The organism is Bradyrhizobium sp. F1.4.3 (assembly GCF_040548375.1).
Classification (GTDB): Bacteria; Pseudomonadota; Alphaproteobacteria; order Rhizobiales; family Xanthobacteraceae; genus Bradyrhizobium.
Window position 1 is genome coordinate 120992 of record NZ_JBEPRN010000009.1, and the last position, 17801, is coordinate 138792.

General features: G+C 64.2%; 19 protein-coding genes. 7 read left to right on the top strand and 12 right to left on the bottom strand.

The window, feature by feature from the left end; translation table 11 throughout:
* Nucleotides 1-17 precede the first annotated feature (17 nt).
* The 3 genes from ABIB73_RS22995 to ABIB73_RS23005 form a co-directional block, all read right to left on the bottom strand.
* The gene (locus ABIB73_RS22995) at nucleotides 18-368 is read right to left on the bottom strand and encodes an AzlD domain-containing protein (protein ID WP_354227602.1); all 351 of its coding nucleotides are present in this window, start codon (nucleotides 366-368) and stop codon (nucleotides 18-20) included.
* Complete coding sequence (locus ABIB73_RS23000; RefSeq protein ID WP_354227604.1) at nucleotides 365-1105, bottom strand: AzlC family ABC transporter permease; 741 nt, start codon at nucleotides 1103-1105, stop codon at nucleotides 365-367. The genes ABIB73_RS22995 and ABIB73_RS23000 overlap by 4 nt, the downstream gene beginning before the upstream one ends.
* A 158-nt stretch (nucleotides 1106-1263) precedes the next feature.
* Nucleotides 1264-2223 carry a transglycosylase SLT domain-containing protein gene (locus ABIB73_RS23005; protein WP_354227862.1) on the bottom strand — a complete coding sequence of 320 codons (960 nt, stop codon included), beginning with the start codon at nucleotides 2221-2223 and terminating at the stop codon, nucleotides 1264-1266.
* A 102-nt stretch (nucleotides 2224-2325) separates the two neighbouring features.
* Here ABIB73_RS23005 and ABIB73_RS23010 point away from each other — a divergent pair, with 102 nt between their 5' ends.
* Nucleotides 2326-3354: a TRAP transporter substrate-binding protein gene (locus tag ABIB73_RS23010; RefSeq protein WP_354227606.1), complete on the top strand. Its 1029-nt coding sequence runs from the start codon at nucleotides 2326-2328 to the stop codon at nucleotides 3352-3354.
* Nucleotides 3355-3436: 82 nt separating this feature from the next.
* On the opposite strand, the gene ABIB73_RS23015 is transcribed toward ABIB73_RS23010, so the two are convergent.
* From ABIB73_RS23015 to ABIB73_RS23030, 4 genes are read right to left on the bottom strand one after another with little or no spacing between them, the layout of a single operon-like run.
* Nucleotides 3437-3631: a hypothetical protein gene (locus ABIB73_RS23015; protein WP_354227608.1), complete on the bottom strand. Its 195-nt coding sequence runs from the start codon at nucleotides 3629-3631 to the stop codon at nucleotides 3437-3439.
* Nucleotides 3632-3672: 41 nt separating this feature from the next.
* Nucleotides 3673-3915: a hypothetical protein gene (locus ABIB73_RS23020; protein WP_354227610.1), complete on the bottom strand. Its 243-nt coding sequence runs from the start codon at nucleotides 3913-3915 to the stop codon at nucleotides 3673-3675.
* A 9-nt stretch (nucleotides 3916-3924) separates the two neighbouring features.
* Complete coding sequence (locus ABIB73_RS23025; protein WP_354227612.1) at nucleotides 3925-4173, bottom strand: hypothetical protein; 249 nt, start codon at nucleotides 4171-4173, stop codon at nucleotides 3925-3927.
* Between the two features lie 60 nt (nucleotides 4174-4233).
* Nucleotides 4234-4428, bottom strand: coding sequence for a hypothetical protein (locus ABIB73_RS23030; protein WP_354227614.1), 195 nt, complete (start codon nucleotides 4426-4428; stop codon nucleotides 4234-4236).
* A gap of 302 nt (nucleotides 4429-4730) precedes the next feature.
* On the opposite strand from ABIB73_RS23030, the gene ABIB73_RS23035 reads away from it, so the two are divergent.
* On the top strand, nucleotides 4731-5369 hold the full coding sequence (locus tag ABIB73_RS23035; protein ID WP_354227616.1) for an HAD family hydrolase: 639 nt from the start codon (nucleotides 4731-4733) through the stop codon (nucleotides 5367-5369).
* A 4-nt stretch (nucleotides 5370-5373) separates the two neighbouring features.
* On the opposite strand, the gene ABIB73_RS23040 is transcribed toward ABIB73_RS23035, so the two are convergent.
* Together ABIB73_RS23040 and ABIB73_RS23045 are read right to left on the bottom strand one after the other, a co-directional pair.
* Nucleotides 5374-6414 (bottom strand): phenylacetaldoxime dehydratase family protein, encoded by a 1041-nt coding sequence (locus ABIB73_RS23040; RefSeq protein ID WP_354227618.1) that lies wholly within the window; start codon nucleotides 6412-6414, stop codon nucleotides 5374-5376.
* Between the two features lie 22 nt (nucleotides 6415-6436).
* Nucleotides 6437-7453, bottom strand: a complete 1017-nt coding sequence (locus tag ABIB73_RS23045; protein ID WP_354227620.1) for a carbon-nitrogen hydrolase family protein — start codon at nucleotides 7451-7453, stop codon at nucleotides 6437-6439.
* A 195-nt stretch (nucleotides 7454-7648) separates the two neighbouring features.
* On the opposite strand from ABIB73_RS23045, the gene ABIB73_RS23050 reads away from it, so the two are divergent.
* Nucleotides 7649-8605: an AraC-like ligand-binding domain-containing protein gene (locus tag ABIB73_RS23050; protein ID WP_354227622.1), complete on the top strand. Its 957-nt coding sequence runs from the start codon at nucleotides 7649-7651 to the stop codon at nucleotides 8603-8605.
* A 171-nt stretch (nucleotides 8606-8776) separates the two neighbouring features.
* On the top strand, nucleotides 8777-8968 hold the full coding sequence (locus tag ABIB73_RS23055; protein WP_354227864.1) for a hypothetical protein: 192 nt from the start codon (nucleotides 8777-8779) through the stop codon (nucleotides 8966-8968).
* On the opposite strand, the gene ABIB73_RS23060 is transcribed toward ABIB73_RS23055, so the two are convergent.
* On the bottom strand, nucleotides 8965-9867 hold the full coding sequence (locus ABIB73_RS23060; protein ID WP_354227624.1) for an amino acid ABC transporter substrate-binding protein: 903 nt from the start codon (nucleotides 9865-9867) through the stop codon (nucleotides 8965-8967). The genes ABIB73_RS23055 and ABIB73_RS23060 overlap by 4 nt on opposite strands.
* A gap of 19 nt (nucleotides 9868-9886) precedes the next feature.
* On the bottom strand, nucleotides 9887-11209 hold the full coding sequence (locus tag ABIB73_RS23065; protein WP_354227626.1) for an aspartate aminotransferase family protein: 1323 nt from the start codon (nucleotides 11207-11209) through the stop codon (nucleotides 9887-9889).
* 219 nt (nucleotides 11210-11428) lie between these two features.
* On the opposite strand from ABIB73_RS23065, the gene ABIB73_RS23070 reads away from it, so the two are divergent.
* The 3 genes from ABIB73_RS23070 (at nucleotide 11429) to ABIB73_RS23080 (ending at nucleotide 15085) form a co-directional block, all read left to right on the top strand.
* The gene (locus tag ABIB73_RS23070) at nucleotides 11429-12334 is read left to right on the top strand and encodes a LysR substrate-binding domain-containing protein (RefSeq protein ID WP_354227628.1); all 906 of its coding nucleotides are present in this window, start codon (nucleotides 11429-11431) and stop codon (nucleotides 12332-12334) included.
* A gap of 124 nt (nucleotides 12335-12458) precedes the next feature.
* A complete protein-coding gene (locus ABIB73_RS23075) occupies nucleotides 12459-13484 on the top strand; it encodes an aldo/keto reductase (protein ID WP_354227630.1) in 1026 nt (341 codons plus the stop codon).
* A gap of 179 nt (nucleotides 13485-13663) precedes the next feature.
* Nucleotides 13664-15085, top strand: coding sequence for an MFS transporter (locus ABIB73_RS23080; RefSeq protein WP_354227632.1), 1422 nt, complete (start codon nucleotides 13664-13666; stop codon nucleotides 15083-15085).
* 190 nt (nucleotides 15086-15275) lie between these two features.
* Here ABIB73_RS23080 and clpA read toward each other — a convergent pair whose 3' ends face one another.
* A complete protein-coding gene (gene clpA / locus ABIB73_RS23085; RefSeq protein ID WP_354227633.1) occupies nucleotides 15276-17684 on the bottom strand; it encodes an ATP-dependent Clp protease ATP-binding subunit ClpA in 2409 nt (802 codons plus the stop codon).
* Nucleotides 17685-17801 lie beyond the last annotated feature (117 nt).

Consider the following 17801-nt stretch of genomic DNA (forward strand, 5'->3'; position numbering starts at 1 on the left):
TGCTATTCGCGGACGTTTTAACCCAACCACCACTTGCCGGCCAGCATGAAGACTTCGCCGGCGACAACGCCCGCGAAGATCGAGCGGCGGGTCAGCAGGAACACCACGAGACCGGCAGCCACTGCGCCGTAGCGCAGGACATCCGGCACGCTGGCGAGCGCGCCCGGCGGCTCGACCACGATCTGGGCGATAACGCCGGCCAGGATTGCGGTCGCGACCGCCCTCACCCAGACCAGCAGCTCCGAGCCCTCGTCGAGGCTGCCACCGAACCAGAGGCCCAGCATCCGCCATATCTGGTTCGGAATGACGCCGGCGACGAACAACACAGCCAGCGCGTGCCAGTCGCCAACGAGCTCGCCCACACTCATGCCCGCACCTCACGCCACCAATGCACGCCATAGGCGATCGTGCCGGCCACCACGCCGCTGACGAGGATGTCGAGGCCGGAATTCATTTTCGCCGCCAGCGGATAGAGCACGATCCCGAGCGCGAGCGCGACCACGTCGGCGATCTCGCGGCTGTTGCGCGCCGTCGAAAACAGGAAAGACAGCGGCGTCAGCAGCAGGATCGCCGCGCCCAGCGTCTGCGTCAGGTTGGCGGCAAGAAAATAGCCGACCGTGTTGGCGGTGAGGCACACCGAGACCAGGCCGCAGCCGAGCCCGTGGACGAAGGCGATCCGCCGCTCGCGCGGCACCTGTGGCAGGAAGCGATGGCATTCGACCCACAGCGTCACCGCGGTGAGATGCGCCGCGAATATCATCTCGCGCCGTTTTGTCGTTGGCGTGCGCATCAGGGGCAGGACCGACACCACCATCGGAAACAGGCGGATGGCGCTGACGGTCACCGCAATCGCCGACTGAATGATGGTCGCGCCCGAGCCGAGCGTGGTGATCAGGATGATCTGCGCCGGCCCTGCCCAGACGAACAGCGTGGAAGCCAGCGCCCAGGCCAGGCTGAAATGAGTATCATGCGCGAGCGCGCCGATGCCGAGATAGGTCACGAACAGCACGACGGTGAGGATCGTCTGCGTGATCGCGCGCAGCCCCCACGCAAAGGCGCGCCAGGGGCTTTGCCATTGAGGTGAATCGAGCGGAGGAAGCGCCACGGGAAGGCCGGCTTGGATGAGGAATCGTGCCCGCATAACGGGCAATGCCGGTGTGCGCGTCAAGGAAGCGCGCGGCGGAGCTGGCATGCGCACGACACCATCCGCTCGTCATTCCGGGGCTCGAGACTTCGTCGCGCCCCGGAATGACGGGCATCGCTCTACCCGCTCACGCCCCGGTTCTTCAGCACGAAGCAGGCGCCGCCCGCCTTCCGGATACGATTGCACAGATCATCCGCTTCGCTGCGCGTGTCGGCGCCGATACGCACCTGATAGAACGCGTGTGTGCCGCGGTTGCGCATCACCGAACTCAGCAGGCTCGGATCGCGGTCGCCGATCACCGCGCCGAGCCGCGTGACGGCACGGGAATACATCGCCAGCGCCCTGTTGCGGTCGAATCCGGCCGCGAGCTGCACGCCCCAGATCTTTGCAGCGGCAAGCTCCACATGCTGCTCGAGCTCAGCGACGAACGGATTCGGCGCGCGCTTCAGGAGCGCCATCAGATCGCGGCAACTCGTCGGCGGCGCGCTTGGCGGCCCCTTGCCGGTGCTACCTGCCTTGGCCCAGGCCTCGACCGTCGCGCCGGTGATGGCGACGACGTAGTTGCGGGTCTGCTCCGGCATGCCGCCGGTACCGGCGAGCCATTCCTGCACCCGTCGTGGGCCGGCATTGTAGGCGGCTGCGGCCAGGCCAAGATTGCCGAACTGGTTGCGTAGCTCGCCCAGGAATTCGGCCGACTTCGGCAGCGCCTGAACCGGGTTGAATGGATCAAGCAGCCCGCGCTCGCTCGCGGTGCCCGGCATGAACTGCGCGATGCCCTGCGCGTGCTCGCCGCTGCGCGTCATGGGGCCGACCGCGTCGGCCTGGAAGCGGCTTTCCTGCCAGATCACGCGGGCAAAGAATTCCACTGGCAGGTTGGCATCGCGCGCGGCCGCCTCGATGATCAGGCAGATCGACTCCCGCGTGTCGCTCTCGCGTGCATCGACGGGCCGTTGCGGCGGCATCGCAAGCTCCTCGACGCTGGGAACGGCGACATTGGTCTTTGCCGGCGAGCTGTCCCATGCAGCCACCTGTGTCGCCGAGACGAGCAGCATGGCGATGACGCGCGATGCAATCTGCATCAACTGCGTGCAGGCATGGCGGTGGCGCGCACCGGCGCGGCATGCAACAAGATAATGTGCCATGTTGTGGCATCGTGCCATGGTTCAACGAGTTGCCAATATATGCTGCCTGACCCGCATCTCCCAATGCGTTACCCCGCCAAACGGATCCGCGCGATCCTTGTCCTCGCCGCACTTGTCCTGTGGGCTGCGCCGGCCAAAGCTCAAGTCACTTCTCAAATCACTTGGCGGATGACCACGGAATACCCGCAGAACAACATTTCCGGGATCGGGCTCACCACTTTTGCCGATCGCGTCGCCGCGCGCACCAACGGTTTCGTGACCGTAACCAACGCCTTCGACAATGAGCTGAAGATCAGCTCGGGCGAGATGCCGCGCGCCACCCTGGATGGCAGAATCGCCGGCGGTGATGCCTTTGCGGGCGCACTGTCCGGGCTGGACCCGGTGCTCGGTCTCTCCACTCTGCCCTTCCTGGTGCAATCAGCCGACGTCGCTCGCGCCGCCAATTCGCGGGCGCGCCCGCTCTACGAGAAGGCGCTCGCCGCGCGCGGCCTCAAGCTGCTTTATCTGACAATCTGGCCCGCCACAGGCCTTTGGTCGGATCGTTCGCTCGCAGGCGCCGACGATTTGCCGAAACTGAACTTGCGGGCTTACGATGCCAACTCCAATGAGGTGATGCGCGCGGCCGGCGCCAACGCGCAATTCCTGCCGATGGACGCCGCGCTTGCCGGTCTCAAGGAGCATCGGCTGAACGCGTTTCTCACCTCCGGCGACGGCGGCGCAGGCCGCAAGCTTTGGGACTTCCTGCCGTATTTCACGGCCATCAACTACGCTATGCCGGTCTCGATCGCTTTCGTCCGCAACGAGGCGTTTGCCGCGCTGTCCGAGCCGTTACAGCGCGAGGTGCTGGCGGCCGCGGCCGAGACCGAACAGAGCCAGTTCGCACTATTGGCCAATCGTAGGTCCGAGAATTATGCGCGCATGCGCGACAATGGCGTCCGCATCGCCGAGCCGGCGCCGCCGTCCCTTGTCGCAGCGCTCCGAGCGGCCGCAACGGGCGCGATCGCCGCCTGGGAGACGCAGGCGGGCTCCGATGCGGTCGCGATTGTCGAATGGGCGAGGCAGCAATAGAGCGAGCCACGGCGGCTGGCAGCACATCGCTACGTTCCTGCGATGAAATGTCCGCCAGTCCCGCCTTTTGCTCGCTTCGGTCCTATGCCGAGACCGGCTTTTCTGCGCTGATTGCGCGGTCCAGGGCATCGATCAGCGTTTGAAGTTCGACGAATTTGTTCCGTGCCCGCTCGGCCTTGTCACGATCAAAGGGAGCCGCCAGCACCTTCGCATGCGGATCTCTGTCCTCGATCATGCGATCGCGGGCCTTCTTCAATATCTCAAGTCGCTCGTTCATCCGTGCTCCTCTGCCAATATCTGCTCGACGCCACCAAGACCTCAGTCGAAGCCAGCCGGAAGCTCGCCCTTTCGGAAGAAGACCGTAGGCTCTTCGTCATAGTCACCCATCTCGGGATCGCCGCTCGACGAGAACGCAACGACGCCGAGTTTGCTCAGGGCCAGTCTCTCCGCCGTTCGCAGCGCGCCACTTTCCGACTTGCAGACGATCGGTGTGTCGGGCTTCAGATTTCTGCCCTTGCCGGGGTTGAACGCCTGCACGACGTAGGTTGTTACGCGGGCCATGACGTTCCCTCAGCAACCGCGACAGATGTTCTTGAGTTTCGCCGCGGTGCGGGCTTCTTCCGCAACGAACGGATCTTTATAGGGAGCTCGAGATAGGTCGCTTTCTGGAGTTGCGGGCTTCTTCGCTAGCGGCGGAAACGCAGCATCATAACAGGCCAGGCGTCCGCTCGTGCTTTCGATCGTGCGGCAGTCCGGCTCTTTCGCGATGGCACCTTGCGCGAATGTGCCGAGTGCCAATGCGACAATAAGCATTTTCATGCAGGTATCTTTCCTCGCGGAGATCTGGGCGCGGACATTTGATGGACCACCGGCGGCTCCTCATGCCTCGAACTCGTCGAACTCATCAGACTCCAGAATCCGGCCTTGCGGCGTGCATATCCGGACGTCGATATAGCCTTCCTGCAACAGCTCCTTCGCCTTCTTCAAAGCGGCAGCCGTCGTGGTGCGGCCCAAGCTCACGTAGCCGCTTTGATCGCGTCCGCTCACCAGATATTGCAGTGGCGTCCTATCCACGCAGAAAAGCCGCAGCAGCCACCAGGAACAACAGAAACAGCGGGACGATCACCGGCGGCACGATCCAGTCGGCCAGACGAAACTGACGCATGTGCGCTCCTCCTCGTTCGGCGGGAGCGCTCGTGACCCTCAGTCACCGATGGATGCCATGGGAAGGGCGGTGATCGGGTGACTCTACGCTTACGCCCCGCGAATAGCGAGCCTTAATACGGGACGCGACATCGACGAGGCGGCGTTGCCTTAGGCTGCGACCTCGTTTAGGTCAGGCAACAGACCGCAGTATCAACACGGGCACGGCCAGCATGGTGACAATCTATTTCGATCTCGACGGCACGCTGACCAACCCGAAGCCCGGGATCACCCGCTCGATCCAGTACGCGCTGGAGCGGCTCAGCCTCGCAGTGCCGAGCGAGGATGAGTTGACCTGGTGCATCGGCCCGCCGTTGCATGCCAGCCTGAAGAAGCTTATCGGCAGCGAGGAACTCGCCGACCGCGCCCTCCTGCTCTACCGCGAGCGCTTCAGCGATATCGGCCTGTTCGAAAACGAGGCGTACGACGGCATCAAGGACACGCTGGCGACGCTCGCCGCGACAACACCGCGCATGTTCGTGGCGACCAGCAAGCCCGCGGTCTACGCCACCCGCATCGTCGAGCATTTTGGCCTAAAACCGTATTTCGAGCGCGTGTTCGGCTCCGAGCTCGACGGTACGCGCGTCGACAAGCGCGACCTGCTCCGCTACGCGCTCGACAAAGCCAAGGTCGATCCCGGCAGCGCGATCATGATCGGCGACCGCAGCCATGACGTGGTCGGCGCCCGGACCAACGGCATGACCGCGATCGGCGTGCTCTATGGCTATGGCAGCGAGGCCGAGCTCAAGGAGGCCGGCGCGCATCACATCTGCGCCGCACATCCCGAGCTGCTCGGCCATTGCGTCGTGTAACCCCTCAGGCACTGGCGGTCTCGACCGCCGCCAGCATGCCCGTCTTCGAATGGCAGTTCCGATATTCGAAGAACTGCTCGTCTGCGGCCGCCACGGTGACCTCATGATAGAGCCGCAGCTTCGCTGACGGCCCGAGCGTCGAGAGATATTTCATCGCCGCGCCGAAGATTTTGACGTGGGTCGGATGCGATTCCGCCCAACGCTCGAGCGCTGCGAGACTCTTCCACCAACTTTGGCCGTAGGATTTTTCGCTCACGCGGCCGTCGGCTGCGTACACGCGCATGTAGCGGTTGGCGTAGCAGCCGATACCAGGACCATCGTCACGCAAAAAGTCCATGCCTTCGCGCAGCACCGGCTCGACGTCGTCGAGATAGAGCTTTCGCTCCGACGCCTCCGTGTCACTCCAGTCCTGTCCGGAGCGGATCAGGCAGAGATTATCATGTGCCTGAACGCGCAGCCGCGCACCGTCACGGATCAGCCCTGGCGCGTCGCCGGGCGTCATCGCGTCGGTCTGCGATAGCGGGATGCGATCGCGCATGCCGCCCCAATAAGCGTGCTCCTGCACCTCGCCGCTCATGCCGTCGGCGACGACCGCGACGCCCTCGGGCCGACCGAGCGAGGAGAACAACGTCTCGTGCCGCTCGACCGAGGGGCGCAGCACCTCGATGAAGGTGCCGATGCCCCCTCGCGCCTTGCCGGTCCACAATTCCCGCACCGCCGCAAACCAGGCATCGAAGCGCGCAACATCGTCCCAATAGGCGACCGAGACGACGTTCTCATATCCGGCCTGGTCGACATAGTGCGCGCGATCCCAATGCGAGGGACCGCCTTCCATCGCAAACCGCCCCGCGATTTCAGCGAGCGCTTCCGTTGCGGCCGCCGGCACCGTGCCGCGATACTGCACGCCGAAATAGGCCATTACGACGCGGCTCACCGCGGGCTTGTAGCGCGCCACGAACGAGGGATATGGCGGCTGATAGTCGTCCGGCACGCGTTTGTGGCGCGAGCGCGTCGTCTCGAGATGCTGAGGAATTGCGGATTCCATGGCGATGCCCTCCCCGTGATGCTCAGCTCGCCGCCGCCGCAATGTCCGTGGGCTCGACGGTGTCGACCGGCAGCGCGAACTGCTCGACGCGCTGGTATCGCTTCTTGTTGAGCAGCAGCCGCGTCACGTCCGGCCGCGAATAATGCCCGGCGGGATCGGCCGCGTTCTTGGCCACACCGATGGCGCCGAGATCGATTTCGGCGACCAGCAGCCCCTCCTGATCCGGCGCAAGCTTGTCGCCGATCTGGCTACCGTCGGGCCCGTAGATTGCGGCAAAGCCGCCGCCCGCGTGCAGCAGCGCGTTCTTGTCGGGCCGGTCGCAGAGCTCGTCGATCATGGCTTGCGAGACCGTCGCGCAAGGCGCCAGCACAAAGCAGGAGCCTTCAACCGCATAGACGCGTGAGGCAGCGTTGTTCACCTCGGCACCAAGCGCCGGTGCGAAGGGATCGTAGAGCGAAAAGCTCGGCCAGGCCGCGACATGGACCTGCTCGTTCTGGGCGTACATCGCGTATTTCGACAGCGGCTGCAGATGCTCCCAGCAGCAGAGCGCGCCGATGCGACCGATGTCGGATCGGGCGTGGACGGCAAGATCGCTGCCGTCGCCCTCGCCATAGACGGTGCGCTCGGCATGGGTCGGCCGCAGCTTGCGGCGCTTTGCGATGGTATCGCCGTCCGGGCCGATCAGCCATTGCGCGAGATAGAGGCTGCCGCCGTCGCGCTCGGACAGGCCGAGCACCGCTGTCAGTTTTGCCCTGCGGACGGCGTCGCGCAGCTTTTCGGCCTGCGGGCTGTCATAGGACAGCGAATTGTCGAAATAGCGCTGCACAAAGCCGCGACCGATCGCCCAGGCCGGCGAGTCCATCCAGATATGCCAGGGGTAACCGGGGATAAAGGCTTCCGGAAAGGCGATCAGCTTGGCGCCCTTTTCGGCCGCCTCACGGATCAGCGCGATCGACTTGTCGATCGAGGCGTCGAGATCGAGCCAGGCGGGCGCCGCCTGCACCACTGCCACCTTGTATTTCGGATGTTCGATGCCCATTGCCGCCTCCATTGCCGGTTGATCGGAAGCCACGTCCGATGCAGTCTATTGAGCCAAGGTCGGAGGCTCGGCGCTCGACCGCAGTGGAACAAAAACTCGACCGGATGGGATCGCGCCCGGTACGGAATTTGCCTCCGGTGAGGCTGGATCTGCGCCAACATGCGGTTTTGCTGGAGGTGAAAGGGAGGCTTGCTGATGCCAATCCAGTTCACGACGGACGGCAGTCCCGGCTACCGGCGGCTGGCCCTCTGGCAGGATATCGTCTGCGACGTCTTCGTCGGGCTCGACTGCAGGTCCGACCTTGGCAGCGCCTTTCACGGCTCGGTCACGCAGGCCCCGCTCGGCAAGGCCATATGCTCCGAGGTCTGCTCCGACCGCCAGCACGTGTTCCGCACGCCCTCGCGCATCGCGCGCTCGGACCACGATTTTGTTCTCATCGCGCTCGGCAATCGCGGCGACGGCGGCGTGGTGCAGGACGGCCGCGAGACCGTGATCCATCCCGGCGAGTTCGCGCTCTATGACACCACGCGCCCCTACGAGCTGAAGTTCAACGACACGTTCACCCAGACCATCTTCAAGGTGCCGCGAGAGATGTTGCAGCGTCGGCTGGGCGGTACCGAGACGCTGACCGCCATGTCTTTCGGCGCTGATGTGCCGCTCGAACGGCTCGCCTATGATTTCATTTTCAGGCTTTGCCAGAGCGCGGATCGGCTTGCTCCGGACAATGCCGCCGCTTTGTCAGAACAAGCCGTCGATCTGCTCGCGATGGCGCTGAGCGAACGGCTCGGCAACACGTCGTTGCCGTCCTCAACCCATCGCTCCGCGCTGCTCTACCGGTTGAAAGCGCACATTCGGACGCACCTTGCCGATCCAGATCTCTCTCTGTCGGAGACCGCCGCTGCGCTTGGCTTCTCGCCGCGCTACGTGAACGATCTCCTCGCCGACGAGGACACCTCGTTCCAACGTTATGTGCTCGCCGAGCGTCTCGCTCAGTGCAAGCGCGACCTCGCCTTACCCGTGCTCGCCCACCGCCACATCAGCGAGATCGCCTTTGCCTGGGGCTTTAACGACCTTTCGCATTTCGGCCGCGTCTTCCGCGAGCATTTTGGGACGTCGCCGCGCGACTTCCGACAGAGCCAGTTGCGGCACTGAGTTGCTCGGAACAGGGTGAAATCCGCAGGGGTGCTCAGCCATTAGCTCCAGCCTTCGTTCTGGACGAAGGATACGCTCGCCAATTCCAGATTGTCTCGCCCATCGACGAGGATCAGGCTGGCGCGCATGAGGACTCGCTCCACGATAAGCGGATCAGAGTTGTTGCTGGGCATGATCGCGATCCGGCTCGCGGTGCTGGTCCTGGCGGGCTGGTGCATCGCTCTCCTGCCGCGAGAGGATCGCAATAGCGACGTCGCCTGCGCTCCGTCCCGGATAACAACCATTGAGGCGCAACCATCGGCGAATATGGTCGGCTCGCATGTCGTCGACACCGCGCTCGACGACATGCTTCTGCACGACTAAGGCGCTAGCGCATCGCTTGGAGAAGCGACGCGGGCCTTCATCGCTCCGCTCATGGGAAGCTGGAGGTTCTGTCCCTTCGGCGGAATCGGCGACTCGAACCATTTGACGTAGAGCCGGTCGAACCCGCCGGACGCCATCTTTTCCTTGATTGCGGCGTCGACGAGGGCCTTGAACTCGGGGTCCTCCCTCCGGGTCATTAGCCCGTAGTAGGACGGCGCATAGGTGGCCGCCAACATCCGAAAGGCCTTGGGATCAGATGCGTTCGCGACGAGCCCGGCAACCAGGATATCGTCCTCAAACCACGCCGCGGCTCGGCCCGTTCCCAGCATGAGGAGCGACTCGGCGTGGTCCTTGGCCTGGACGATCGTTACATTCAGCTTCTGGTCATCGATGATCTTCTTGGCGACCCCGAAATTCAACGAGCCCTGCGTGATGACGACCGTCTGGCCGTCGAGCCCTTTCGGCTCCATCACCCGGGACGACGCTGGCACGAGCCAGCGCGGCGATGCCACATAGGTCGCAATGGAGAACGAGACCTGCTTCTGCCGTTCCGCGGTATTGGTCGTACTGCCGCACTCGACGTCGATCGTGCTGTTCTGCAGCAGCGGAATACGATTGGACGCATTCACCGGAACGTATTCGATCCCGAGCTCGGGCCGCTGCAACGCGACTTTGATCTTGTCGGCCACCATCGAACAGAGGTCGAGCGAAAGTCCGATCGGCTTCTGATCGGCCCCGAGATAAGCGAACGGAATCGACGCCTCGCGGTAACCGAAGGTGATCTTGCCGACCTCCTTGATCTTGTCGAGCGTCTGGCTGGCTGCCCGCGCCACCGGAATATCGAGCAGTGCAAGCGATACAGCGGCAATGGCGAGCGTCGACAACGATTTGCGGATCATGTCAGCCTCCAACAAGTTGCTAGGCGGCGGGGTTTCGCGATAGCTCGTCGAGACTTTCCCTCAAAGCCCGATCCAGGATTTCAACAGCGCGGTCGATTTCCTCGGTCGAGACGGTCAGAGGAGGCGCGATGCGCCACACCGAGCCGCGCTCGGGGCGACGGCGGATGTTCATGCTCAGCCCGTACTCAAAACACTTCTTCGTCGTCAGGCCTCCAAGCTGGTGGGCTGGGCGCCGGCTGTTGCGATCACTGACCAGTTCGACGCCAAGCAGGAGGCCCATGCCCCTGATGTCGCCGATCTGCTCGTATTTCTGCTGGAGCCCTTCGAACCGGCTGCGCAGGTAGGCGCCCATCTCGTTGGCGCGTGCAACGAGCTTTTCTTCAGTGATCACGCGCAGCACCGCGAGCCCGACCTCGGCAAGGAGGGGATCGGAGACGTGGCTTGTGTAATAGGTGAAGTGATCGTCGTGGAGCTTGCTCTCGATCGCCTCGGTGGTGGACACCGCCGCAAGCGGAAGCCCGCCGCCGAGTGTCTTCGACATGGTCATGATGTCGGGAACGACGCCGAAATATTCCGATCCTGTCTTTTTGCCGATGCGCCCAAAGGCAGTCTGGGCCTCGTCGAAGATCAGCAGCATGCCGCGCTCATGGGCCGCCTTGCGCAGCGCCTCCATAAACGCCTTCGGCGGTACCAGCACGCCGCCGGCGCTGATCACGGGCTCCGCGATGATCGCCGCACCCCGCCCGCTCGACTGCATGTCGAACATCTTCAGGGCGAGTTCGAGATTCGCGAGCGCGGACTCGTCCTCGCTGCCTTTTGCGATGTAGGGCCGATAGGCGTTCGGCTCGGGGATCACGAACACGCCTGGCGGCGGCACGCCATATCCCTTGCGGTCGCTGGCCATGGAGACCGACGCCGCTCCGCCGGTGATGCCGTGCCACGAGCCGCCAAGGACGAGCACCTCGTAGCCGCCGGTGTACATCTTGGCCATCCGGAGCGCGACTTCGGTCGCTTCCGAACCGGTATTGATGAAGATCGAGCGTTTAAGATCGCCGGGAAGCCAATCCGTCGCCAGCACCTGGGCGAGCTCGGCAACCACCTCGGGGATCATCCCGCTGAAGAGATGGAAGGCCTTCTTTCCCGCATTCTCCACCGCCGACACGATGGCGGGATGGTTGTGTCCGATGGTGGCGCACATCTGGCCGGAGGTGAAATCGAGATAGTCGCGCCCGTCGCTGTCGGTCACGATCGTCCCCTTCGCCGAGGTGAAGAGGTTCGGAAAGACGTCTCCGCCGTATCGGACCAGGAATTCGTCGGCAGCCTGTTTCAGCGCAGAAGTCATGCGATCTCCTCGGGCAAGCGGCATCCGTCGCACGGACGCGCGGTGTGGCGGTGCGCTCGCCGTTGTCGGGTCGGTTTTGGGGTACGAAGCTGTTGCGTCAGGGCGTCTGCGGTACGAGAATTGCCTGAGCAACGGAGAAATTCGTACCGAGCGGACATGATGGGCGCCAGTTCAAAAAACTCAGCAGCCGATGAATCCGAGTCAACACAGCGGCCGAGGATGCCTCCGCTCAGGGCGCTATCCGCGTTCGAAGCCGCCTCACGCCATGGCAGCTTCAGCCGCGCCGCCGAGGAGCTTGGGGTTACGCCCTCCGCGATCAGCCACCACATCCAGAAGCTCGAGGACTTCCTCGGCGTTCGCGTCTTTTCGCGGCACGCCGGGCGCGCGGTGCTGACCAATGCCGGCCGCCTCTATGCAGGCGAGATCGAGCGCGCGTTCGGGACGATCATGGGCGCGACGCGGCTGGTGGCTCCGCAGTCGCAGCGCGATCATCTGTTCATCGCGAGCGGTCCGAGCTTTGCCGCCAAATGGCTCCAGCCGCGGATCGGGAACTTCATCGGCCAGCACCCGGAGATCGGGATCAGGCTGTCGACCATCTCGGACCTGCGCGATCTCGAAACCATTCGCTTCGATCTCGCCATTGCCTATGGCCGTCCTCCCGTCGGCAACGGCCGGCAGATCGAACCGTTGCTCGCGGAACGTCTCCGCCCACTCTGTAGCCCGCGACTGATCGAGCAGCTCGGGCTTCGCGACCCCAGCGACCTCGCCAGCGCCACGTTGATCCATTCCTCGAATGCCCTGACCTGGACCGACTATCTGCGACAGGTCTTGGGCTCGACCATCAAGGCGCGCCACGAATTGTGGTTCGACCGATCCACGATGGCCATCGACGCAGCGGTCGAAGGTCTCGGCGTCGTCCTGGAGAGCGAGATCCTTGCTGCCGACGAGCTCGCGAAGGGCACGCTGGTCGCGCCGTTCCGGCAGCCCAAATTCGAGGTCGAGACAGTCTCCTATTATCTCGTGCGGTCCGCCGAAGCCAAAGGCCGCAGCCACGTCGGCGCCTTCGAAGCCTGGCTGCGCGCGAAGATCTCGGCTGCGAATCTGCAGGCGACAAGCGTGGCGTGAGCCGTGCGGACCCAGCAAAGCAGGGCCGCTATGTGAGCGCGGCGTAGGACACGGCGCGTGCTTGCATTACCATTCGCCACCAAGGCCGCGCGGATCAATCAGCGGCCGGTCGAGGAGCATATCGATGGAATACCGACGCTTGGGCCGGTCAGGCCTCATGGTACCCGCTTTGAGTCTCGGAACGGGCACTTTCGGCGGCGTCGGCCGCCTTGCGGCATGGGGCACGACCGACGCGACCGAGGCGCGGCGTCTGCTCGACATCTGCCTCGAGGCCGGTGTGTCGATGTTCGACACCGCCGACGTCTATTCACTCGGCGAGTCCGAGCGCGTTCTCGGCCAGGCCATCAAGGGCCGTCGCGACAAGGTGCTGGTCTCGACCAAGGCAACGTTCCGCTTCGGCGACGGGCCCAACGACATCGGCTCGTCACGGCAACATTTGCTCGCGGCCGTCGATGGGGCGCTGAGCCGGCTCGGCACCGACTACATCGACCTGTTCCAGCTTCATGGCTTCGATGCATTCACGCCGCCTGAAGAGGTACTTGCGACGCTCGATGTGCTCGTGCGCGCGGGCAAGATCCGCTATGTCGGCGTGTCGAACTTTTCGGGCTGGCACCTGATGAAGTCGCTCGGGGTTGCCGACAAGCACGGATTTCCGCGCTACGTCGCCAATCAAACCTACTATTCGTTGATCGGGCGCGATTACGAATGGGAGCTGATGCCGCTCGGCCTCGACCAGGGGCTCGGCGCGGTTGTGTGGTCTCCTCTCGGATGGGGCCGCCTCACCGGAAAAATTCGTCGTGGTCAGCCGAAGCCCGAAGTCAGCCGCCTGCCCAAGACCGCCGATTTCGGGCCGCCTGTGCCCGACGAGCATGTCTATCGCGTTGTAGATGCGATCGACGAAATCGCCAAGGAAACGGGCAAGAGCGTCTCGCAAATCGCGTTGAACTGGCTGTTGCAGCGTCCGACCGTCTCGACGTTGATCATCGGCGCGCGCAACGAGACGCAGTTGCGCGAAAATCTCGGCGCGGTCGGCTGGTCACTGACCAGGGACCAGATCGAGAAGCTAGACGCGGCGAGCAAGGTGACGCTGCCCTATCCGTACTGGCATCAGCGAACGACCTTCACCGACCGCAATCCGCCACCGGTGTAGTCACTTCCGAAAGCCGACATCACGCTGGTGAGGCTGCGAAAGCCACCCTGACCCATTCCCATGGCGCCGGGGGGCCTGCTTCCGGCATGGGAACTGTCCGCGTCCTGCCGGGTTGCGGTCAATCCTGCAATTTCCTAATCCGGGGATCAATCACGGCTCGAATCAAGCACGCCTCCACCATGTCGTCTGTCCCGATCGAGCATGCCGACGGCCTGCCCCAGCCGCAGCGCAACCAGGCGGTCCTGACCATTGCGCTCGGCATCATCATGGCCGTCGTCGACAGCGCGATCGCCAATGTGGCGCTGCCGACGATCGCGGCCGACCTCGATGCGAGCCCGGCCTTCTCCATCTGGATCGTCAACGGCTATCAGCTCGCGATCACGATCTCGCTTCTTCCGCTGGCGTCGCTTGGCGAGATCGTCGGCTATCGCCGCGTCTATCTGGTCGGGCTGGTGTTGTTCACGCTCGCATCCGCCTTCTGCGCGCTGGCGCATACGCTGCCGTTGCTCACGATCGCGCGCATCGTCCAGGGCTTTGGCGCGGCCGGCATCATGAGCGTCAACTCGGCCCTGGTGCGTTTCACCTATCCGCGCAGCCAGCTCGGCCGCGGCATCGGGATCAACGCGCTCGTCGTCGCTTTTTCCGCCGCGGTCGGGCCGACGCTCGCCGCCGGCATACTCGCGGTCGGAAGCTGGCCGTGGCTGTTCGCGATCAACGTCCCGCTCGGCGTGGTGACGCTGGCGCTCGGCCTGCGCAGCCTGCCGCACACGAAGCCCGCCAGCCATTCCTTCGACTGGCAGAGCGCCGGCCTCTGCGCGATCACCTTCGGCGTCGGCATCGCAGCGATCGACAGTGTCGGCCATGGCGAGGCGACGATCACCTGTCTCGTTCAGTTCGCCATCGCAATCGTCGCCGGCGCGCTGCTGGTCTACCGCGAGACCCACATGACCTCGCCGCTGCTGCCGGTCGATCTGCTGCGAATCCCCGTTTTCGGGCTGTCGATTGCGACCTCAATCGCCTCGTTCTGTGGGCAGATGCTGGCCTTCGTCGCCATTCCATTCTACCTCCAGAGCCGGTTTGGCTATTCCGCCGTACACATGGGCTTGCTGATCACGCCATGGCCGATCGCGGTGGCCTTCGCAGCCCCCCTCGCCGGCCGCCTGGTCGAGCATTATCCGGCCGGCCTGCTCGGCGGCATCGGGCTCACGCTGTTCGCCTGCGGCCTCGGCGCGCTCGCCTTCCTGCCCGCGGCGCCAACGCCGCTCGACGTGATCTGGCGGATGGCGCTTGCCGGCGCCGGCTTCGGCCTGTTCCAGACGCCCAACAACCGCACCATGATCGCCGCCGCGCCGCGCGAGCGCTCCGGCGGCGCCAGCGGTATGCTTGGTACGGCGCGGCTGCTCGGCCAGACCACGGGCGCGGCGCTGGTGGCGCTCTTCCTCGGCCGCTATCCGATCGACGGAACCCGAATCGCACTTCTCACCGGCGTCGGCTTCGCCCTCTGCGGCGCGGCGCTGAGCATGCTGCGGCTCTCGCCCACAGGTGCGCGCGGCGCCGAGCGTGTCCGCGTGCAGGACGACCAGCGCCTGCGCGGCGATTAGCTCGGGCCCACGCTCAGTCCGACGACAATCCGTAGTTTACGATGCCACGCAAGGCGTATTGCGCTCACGCCTTGGTTGCGCTTCGTTGCAACCGGGGCTGGGGGATATTGCGTCCTGCAGAAAGAGATAGGGTCCTCCTAACAAAAAGGCCGGCTTTTCAGCCGGCCTTTTCAATTCATGACGCGCGCGATCAAGCCTTGACCAGCGGTCCCTTCGACGTCGGCCCCTTCGAGCCGCCGGGACCACCCGGCTTGGGCTTGCCTGGCGGACGCTTGCGGGCGCCCGGCAGCTTTTCCTGCTTCGGCGTGACCGGGCCCTCGACGAATTCGAAGCCGATCTTCTCCTTGGTCTCGTCGGCCTCGTCCTTGACCAGAACGACGCGGACGTGGCCACCGCCCTTGAGCTTGCCGAACAGCACCTCGTCGGCGAGTGGCTTCTTGATGTGCTCCTGGATCACGCGGGCCATCGGCCGCGCACCCATCTGCTCATCATAGCCGTGCTTGACCAGCCAGGCCTTGGCGGGCTCGGACAGTTCGATGGTGACGTCGCGGTCGCCGAGTTGCGCCTCGAGCTGCAGCACGAACTTCTCCACCACCGTGCCGATCACCTCGACGCTGAGATGCCCGAACGAGACGACGGCGTCGAGGCGGTTGCGGAATTCCGGCGCGAACTGCCGGTTGATCGCCTCGTGGTCGTCGCCTTCCCGCTTCGAGCGCGTGAAGCCGAACGCCTGCTTGGCGAGATCCGAAGCACCCGCATTCGTGGTCATGATCAGGATCACGTTGCGGAAGTTGACCTGCTTGCCGTTGTGGTCGGTGAGCCGGCCGTGATCCATGATCTGGAGCAGCACATTGTAGAGATCGGGATGCGCCTTCTCGATTTCATCGAGCAGCACCACGCAATGCGGATGCTGGTCGACGCCGTCGGTGAGCAGGCCGCCCTGGTCGAAACCGACATAGCCGGGAGGCGCGCCGATCAGGCGCGACACGGTGTGCCGCTCCATGTATTCGGACATGTCGAAGCGCAACAGCTCGACGCCGAGCGACGCCGCGAGCTGTTTTGCAACCTCGGTCTTGCCGACGCCGGTTGGACCCGAGAACAGATAGCAGCCGATCGGCTTCTCCGGCTCGCGCAGGCCCGCGCGGGCGAGCTTGATCGAGGCTGCGAGCGACTCGATCGCCTTGTCCTGACCGAACACCGTACGCTTCAGGGTCTGCTCCAGATGCTTGAGCACCTCGGCATCGTCCTTCGACACGCTCTTCGGCGGAATCCGCGCCATCGAGGCGATCGTGGTTTCGATCTCCTTGATGCCGATGGTCTTCTTGCGCTTGTTCTCGGCGACCAGCATCTGCGCCGCCCCGGATTCGTCGATCACGTCGATCGCCTTGTCGGGCAGCTTGCGGTCGTGGATGTAGCGCGAGGAGAGCTGGACTGCGGCCTCGATCGCCTCATTGGTATATTTCAGCCGATGGTAATCCTCGAAGTAAGGCTTGAGGCCCTTGAGGATTGCGATCGCGTCCTCGACCGTCGGCTCGTTGATGTCGATCTTCTGGAAGCGCCGCACCAGCGCGCGGTCCTTCTCGAAGTGCTGGCGGTACTCCTTGTAGGTCGTCGAGCCCATGCAGCGGATGGTGCCCGAGGCGAGCGCAGGCTTGAGCAGGTTCGAGGCATCCATCGCCCCGCCCGACGTCGCGCCCGCACCGATCACGGTGTGGATCTCGTCGATGAACAGGATGGCGTTGGGATGCGCCTCGAGCTCCTTCAGCACCTGCTTCAGGCGCTCCTCGAAGTCGCCGCGATAGCGCGTGCCCGCGAGCAGAGTGCCCATGTCGAGCGAGAACACCGTCGCGGCTGCCAGCACCTCCGGCACTTCGCTGTCGACGATGCGCTTGGCGAGGCCCTCCGCGATCGCGGTCTTGCCGACGCCGGCCTCGCCCACGAACAGCGGGTTGTTCTTCTGGCGGCGGCACAGCACCTGGATCGCGCGGTTGATTTCGGAATTGCGTCCGATGACCGGATCGATCTTGCCGTCGCGCGCCTTCTTGTTGAGGTTGACGCAATAGGTCTCGAGCGCCTCGCCCTTCTTCTTGGCGTCCTCGCTGCCCTTGGCCTCGGTCTCCTCGTCGACGCCGCGCACGGGGCGCGCCTCGGAGACACCCGGCCGCTTGGCGATGCCGTGGCTGATGTAGTTGACTGCGTCATAGCGCGTCATGTCCTGCTCTTGCAGGAAATACGCGGCATGGCTTTCGCGTTCGGCGAAGATCGCGATGAGCACGTTGGCGCCGGTCACCTCCTCGCGACCGGAGGACTGCACGTGGATTACCGCGCGCTGGATCACGCGCTGAAAACCGGCGGTCGGCTTGGCATCGTCGGCGCCGTCCGTCACCAGATTCTCGAATTCGGTCTCAAGATAATTGACGAGGCTCGTGCGGAGCTTGTCGAGATCGACGCTACAGGCGCGCATGACCGCGGCTGCATCGGAGTCGTCGATCAAGGAGAGCAACAGATGCTCAAGCGTCGCGTATTGGTGATGACGCTCATTTGCGATCGCCAGCGCACGATGCAGGGATTGTTCAAGGCTTTGAGAAAAAGTCGGCATTCGCGTCCTCTATGGCCCCCACCATCATGATCGCCATCGCCCGGTCAGGCAACAACAACCTTTGTCACATATAGTTATACAAAGCCGCGGCGAAAGACCGGTTCCGCGACTCAAGGG

Excerpts from the sequence above, each read along its gene's own strand:
- ABIB73_RS22995 (WP_354227602.1), bottom strand. The coding sequence starts at position 368 with ATGAGTGTGGGCGAGCTCGTTGGCGACTGGCACGCGCTGGCTGTGTTG.
- ABIB73_RS23005 (WP_354227862.1), bottom strand. The coding sequence starts at position 2,223 with ATGCAGATTGCATCGCGCGTCATCGCCATGCTGCTCGTCTCGGCGACA.
- ABIB73_RS23010 (WP_354227606.1), top strand. The coding sequence starts at position 2,326 with ATGCTGCCTGACCCGCATCTCCCAATGCGTTACCCCGCCAAACGGATC.
- ABIB73_RS23015 (WP_354227608.1), bottom strand. The coding sequence starts at position 3,631 with ATGAACGAGCGACTTGAGATATTGAAGAAGGCCCGCGATCGCATGATC.
- ABIB73_RS23020 (WP_354227610.1), bottom strand. The coding sequence starts at position 3,915 with ATGGCCCGCGTAACAACCTACGTCGTGCAGGCGTTCAACCCCGGCAAG.
- ABIB73_RS23025 (WP_354227612.1), bottom strand. The coding sequence starts at position 4,173 with ATGAAAATGCTTATTGTCGCATTGGCACTCGGCACATTCGCGCAAGGT.
- ABIB73_RS23035 (WP_354227616.1), top strand. The coding sequence starts at position 4,731 with ATGGTGACAATCTATTTCGATCTCGACGGCACGCTGACCAACCCGAAG.
- ABIB73_RS23040 (WP_354227618.1), bottom strand. The coding sequence starts at position 6,414 with ATGGAATCCGCAATTCCTCAGCATCTCGAGACGACGCGCTCGCGCCAC.
- ABIB73_RS23045 (WP_354227620.1), bottom strand. The coding sequence starts at position 7,453 with ATGGGCATCGAACATCCGAAATACAAGGTGGCAGTGGTGCAGGCGGCG.
- ABIB73_RS23050 (WP_354227622.1), top strand. The coding sequence starts at position 7,649 with ATGCCAATCCAGTTCACGACGGACGGCAGTCCCGGCTACCGGCGGCTG.
- ABIB73_RS23055 (WP_354227864.1), top strand. The coding sequence starts at position 8,777 with ATGATCGCGATCCGGCTCGCGGTGCTGGTCCTGGCGGGCTGGTGCATC.
- ABIB73_RS23060 (WP_354227624.1), bottom strand. The coding sequence starts at position 9,867 with ATGATCCGCAAATCGTTGTCGACGCTCGCCATTGCCGCTGTATCGCTT.
- ABIB73_RS23065 (WP_354227626.1), bottom strand. The coding sequence starts at position 11,209 with ATGACTTCTGCGCTGAAACAGGCTGCCGACGAATTCCTGGTCCGATAC.
- ABIB73_RS23070 (WP_354227628.1), top strand. The coding sequence starts at position 11,429 with ATGCCTCCGCTCAGGGCGCTATCCGCGTTCGAAGCCGCCTCACGCCAT.
- ABIB73_RS23075 (WP_354227630.1), top strand. The coding sequence starts at position 12,459 with ATGGAATACCGACGCTTGGGCCGGTCAGGCCTCATGGTACCCGCTTTG.
- ABIB73_RS23080 (WP_354227632.1), top strand. The coding sequence starts at position 13,664 with ATGTCGTCTGTCCCGATCGAGCATGCCGACGGCCTGCCCCAGCCGCAG.
- clpA (WP_354227633.1), bottom strand. The coding sequence starts at position 17,684 with ATGCCGACTTTTTCTCAAAGCCTTGAACAATCCCTGCATCGTGCGCTG.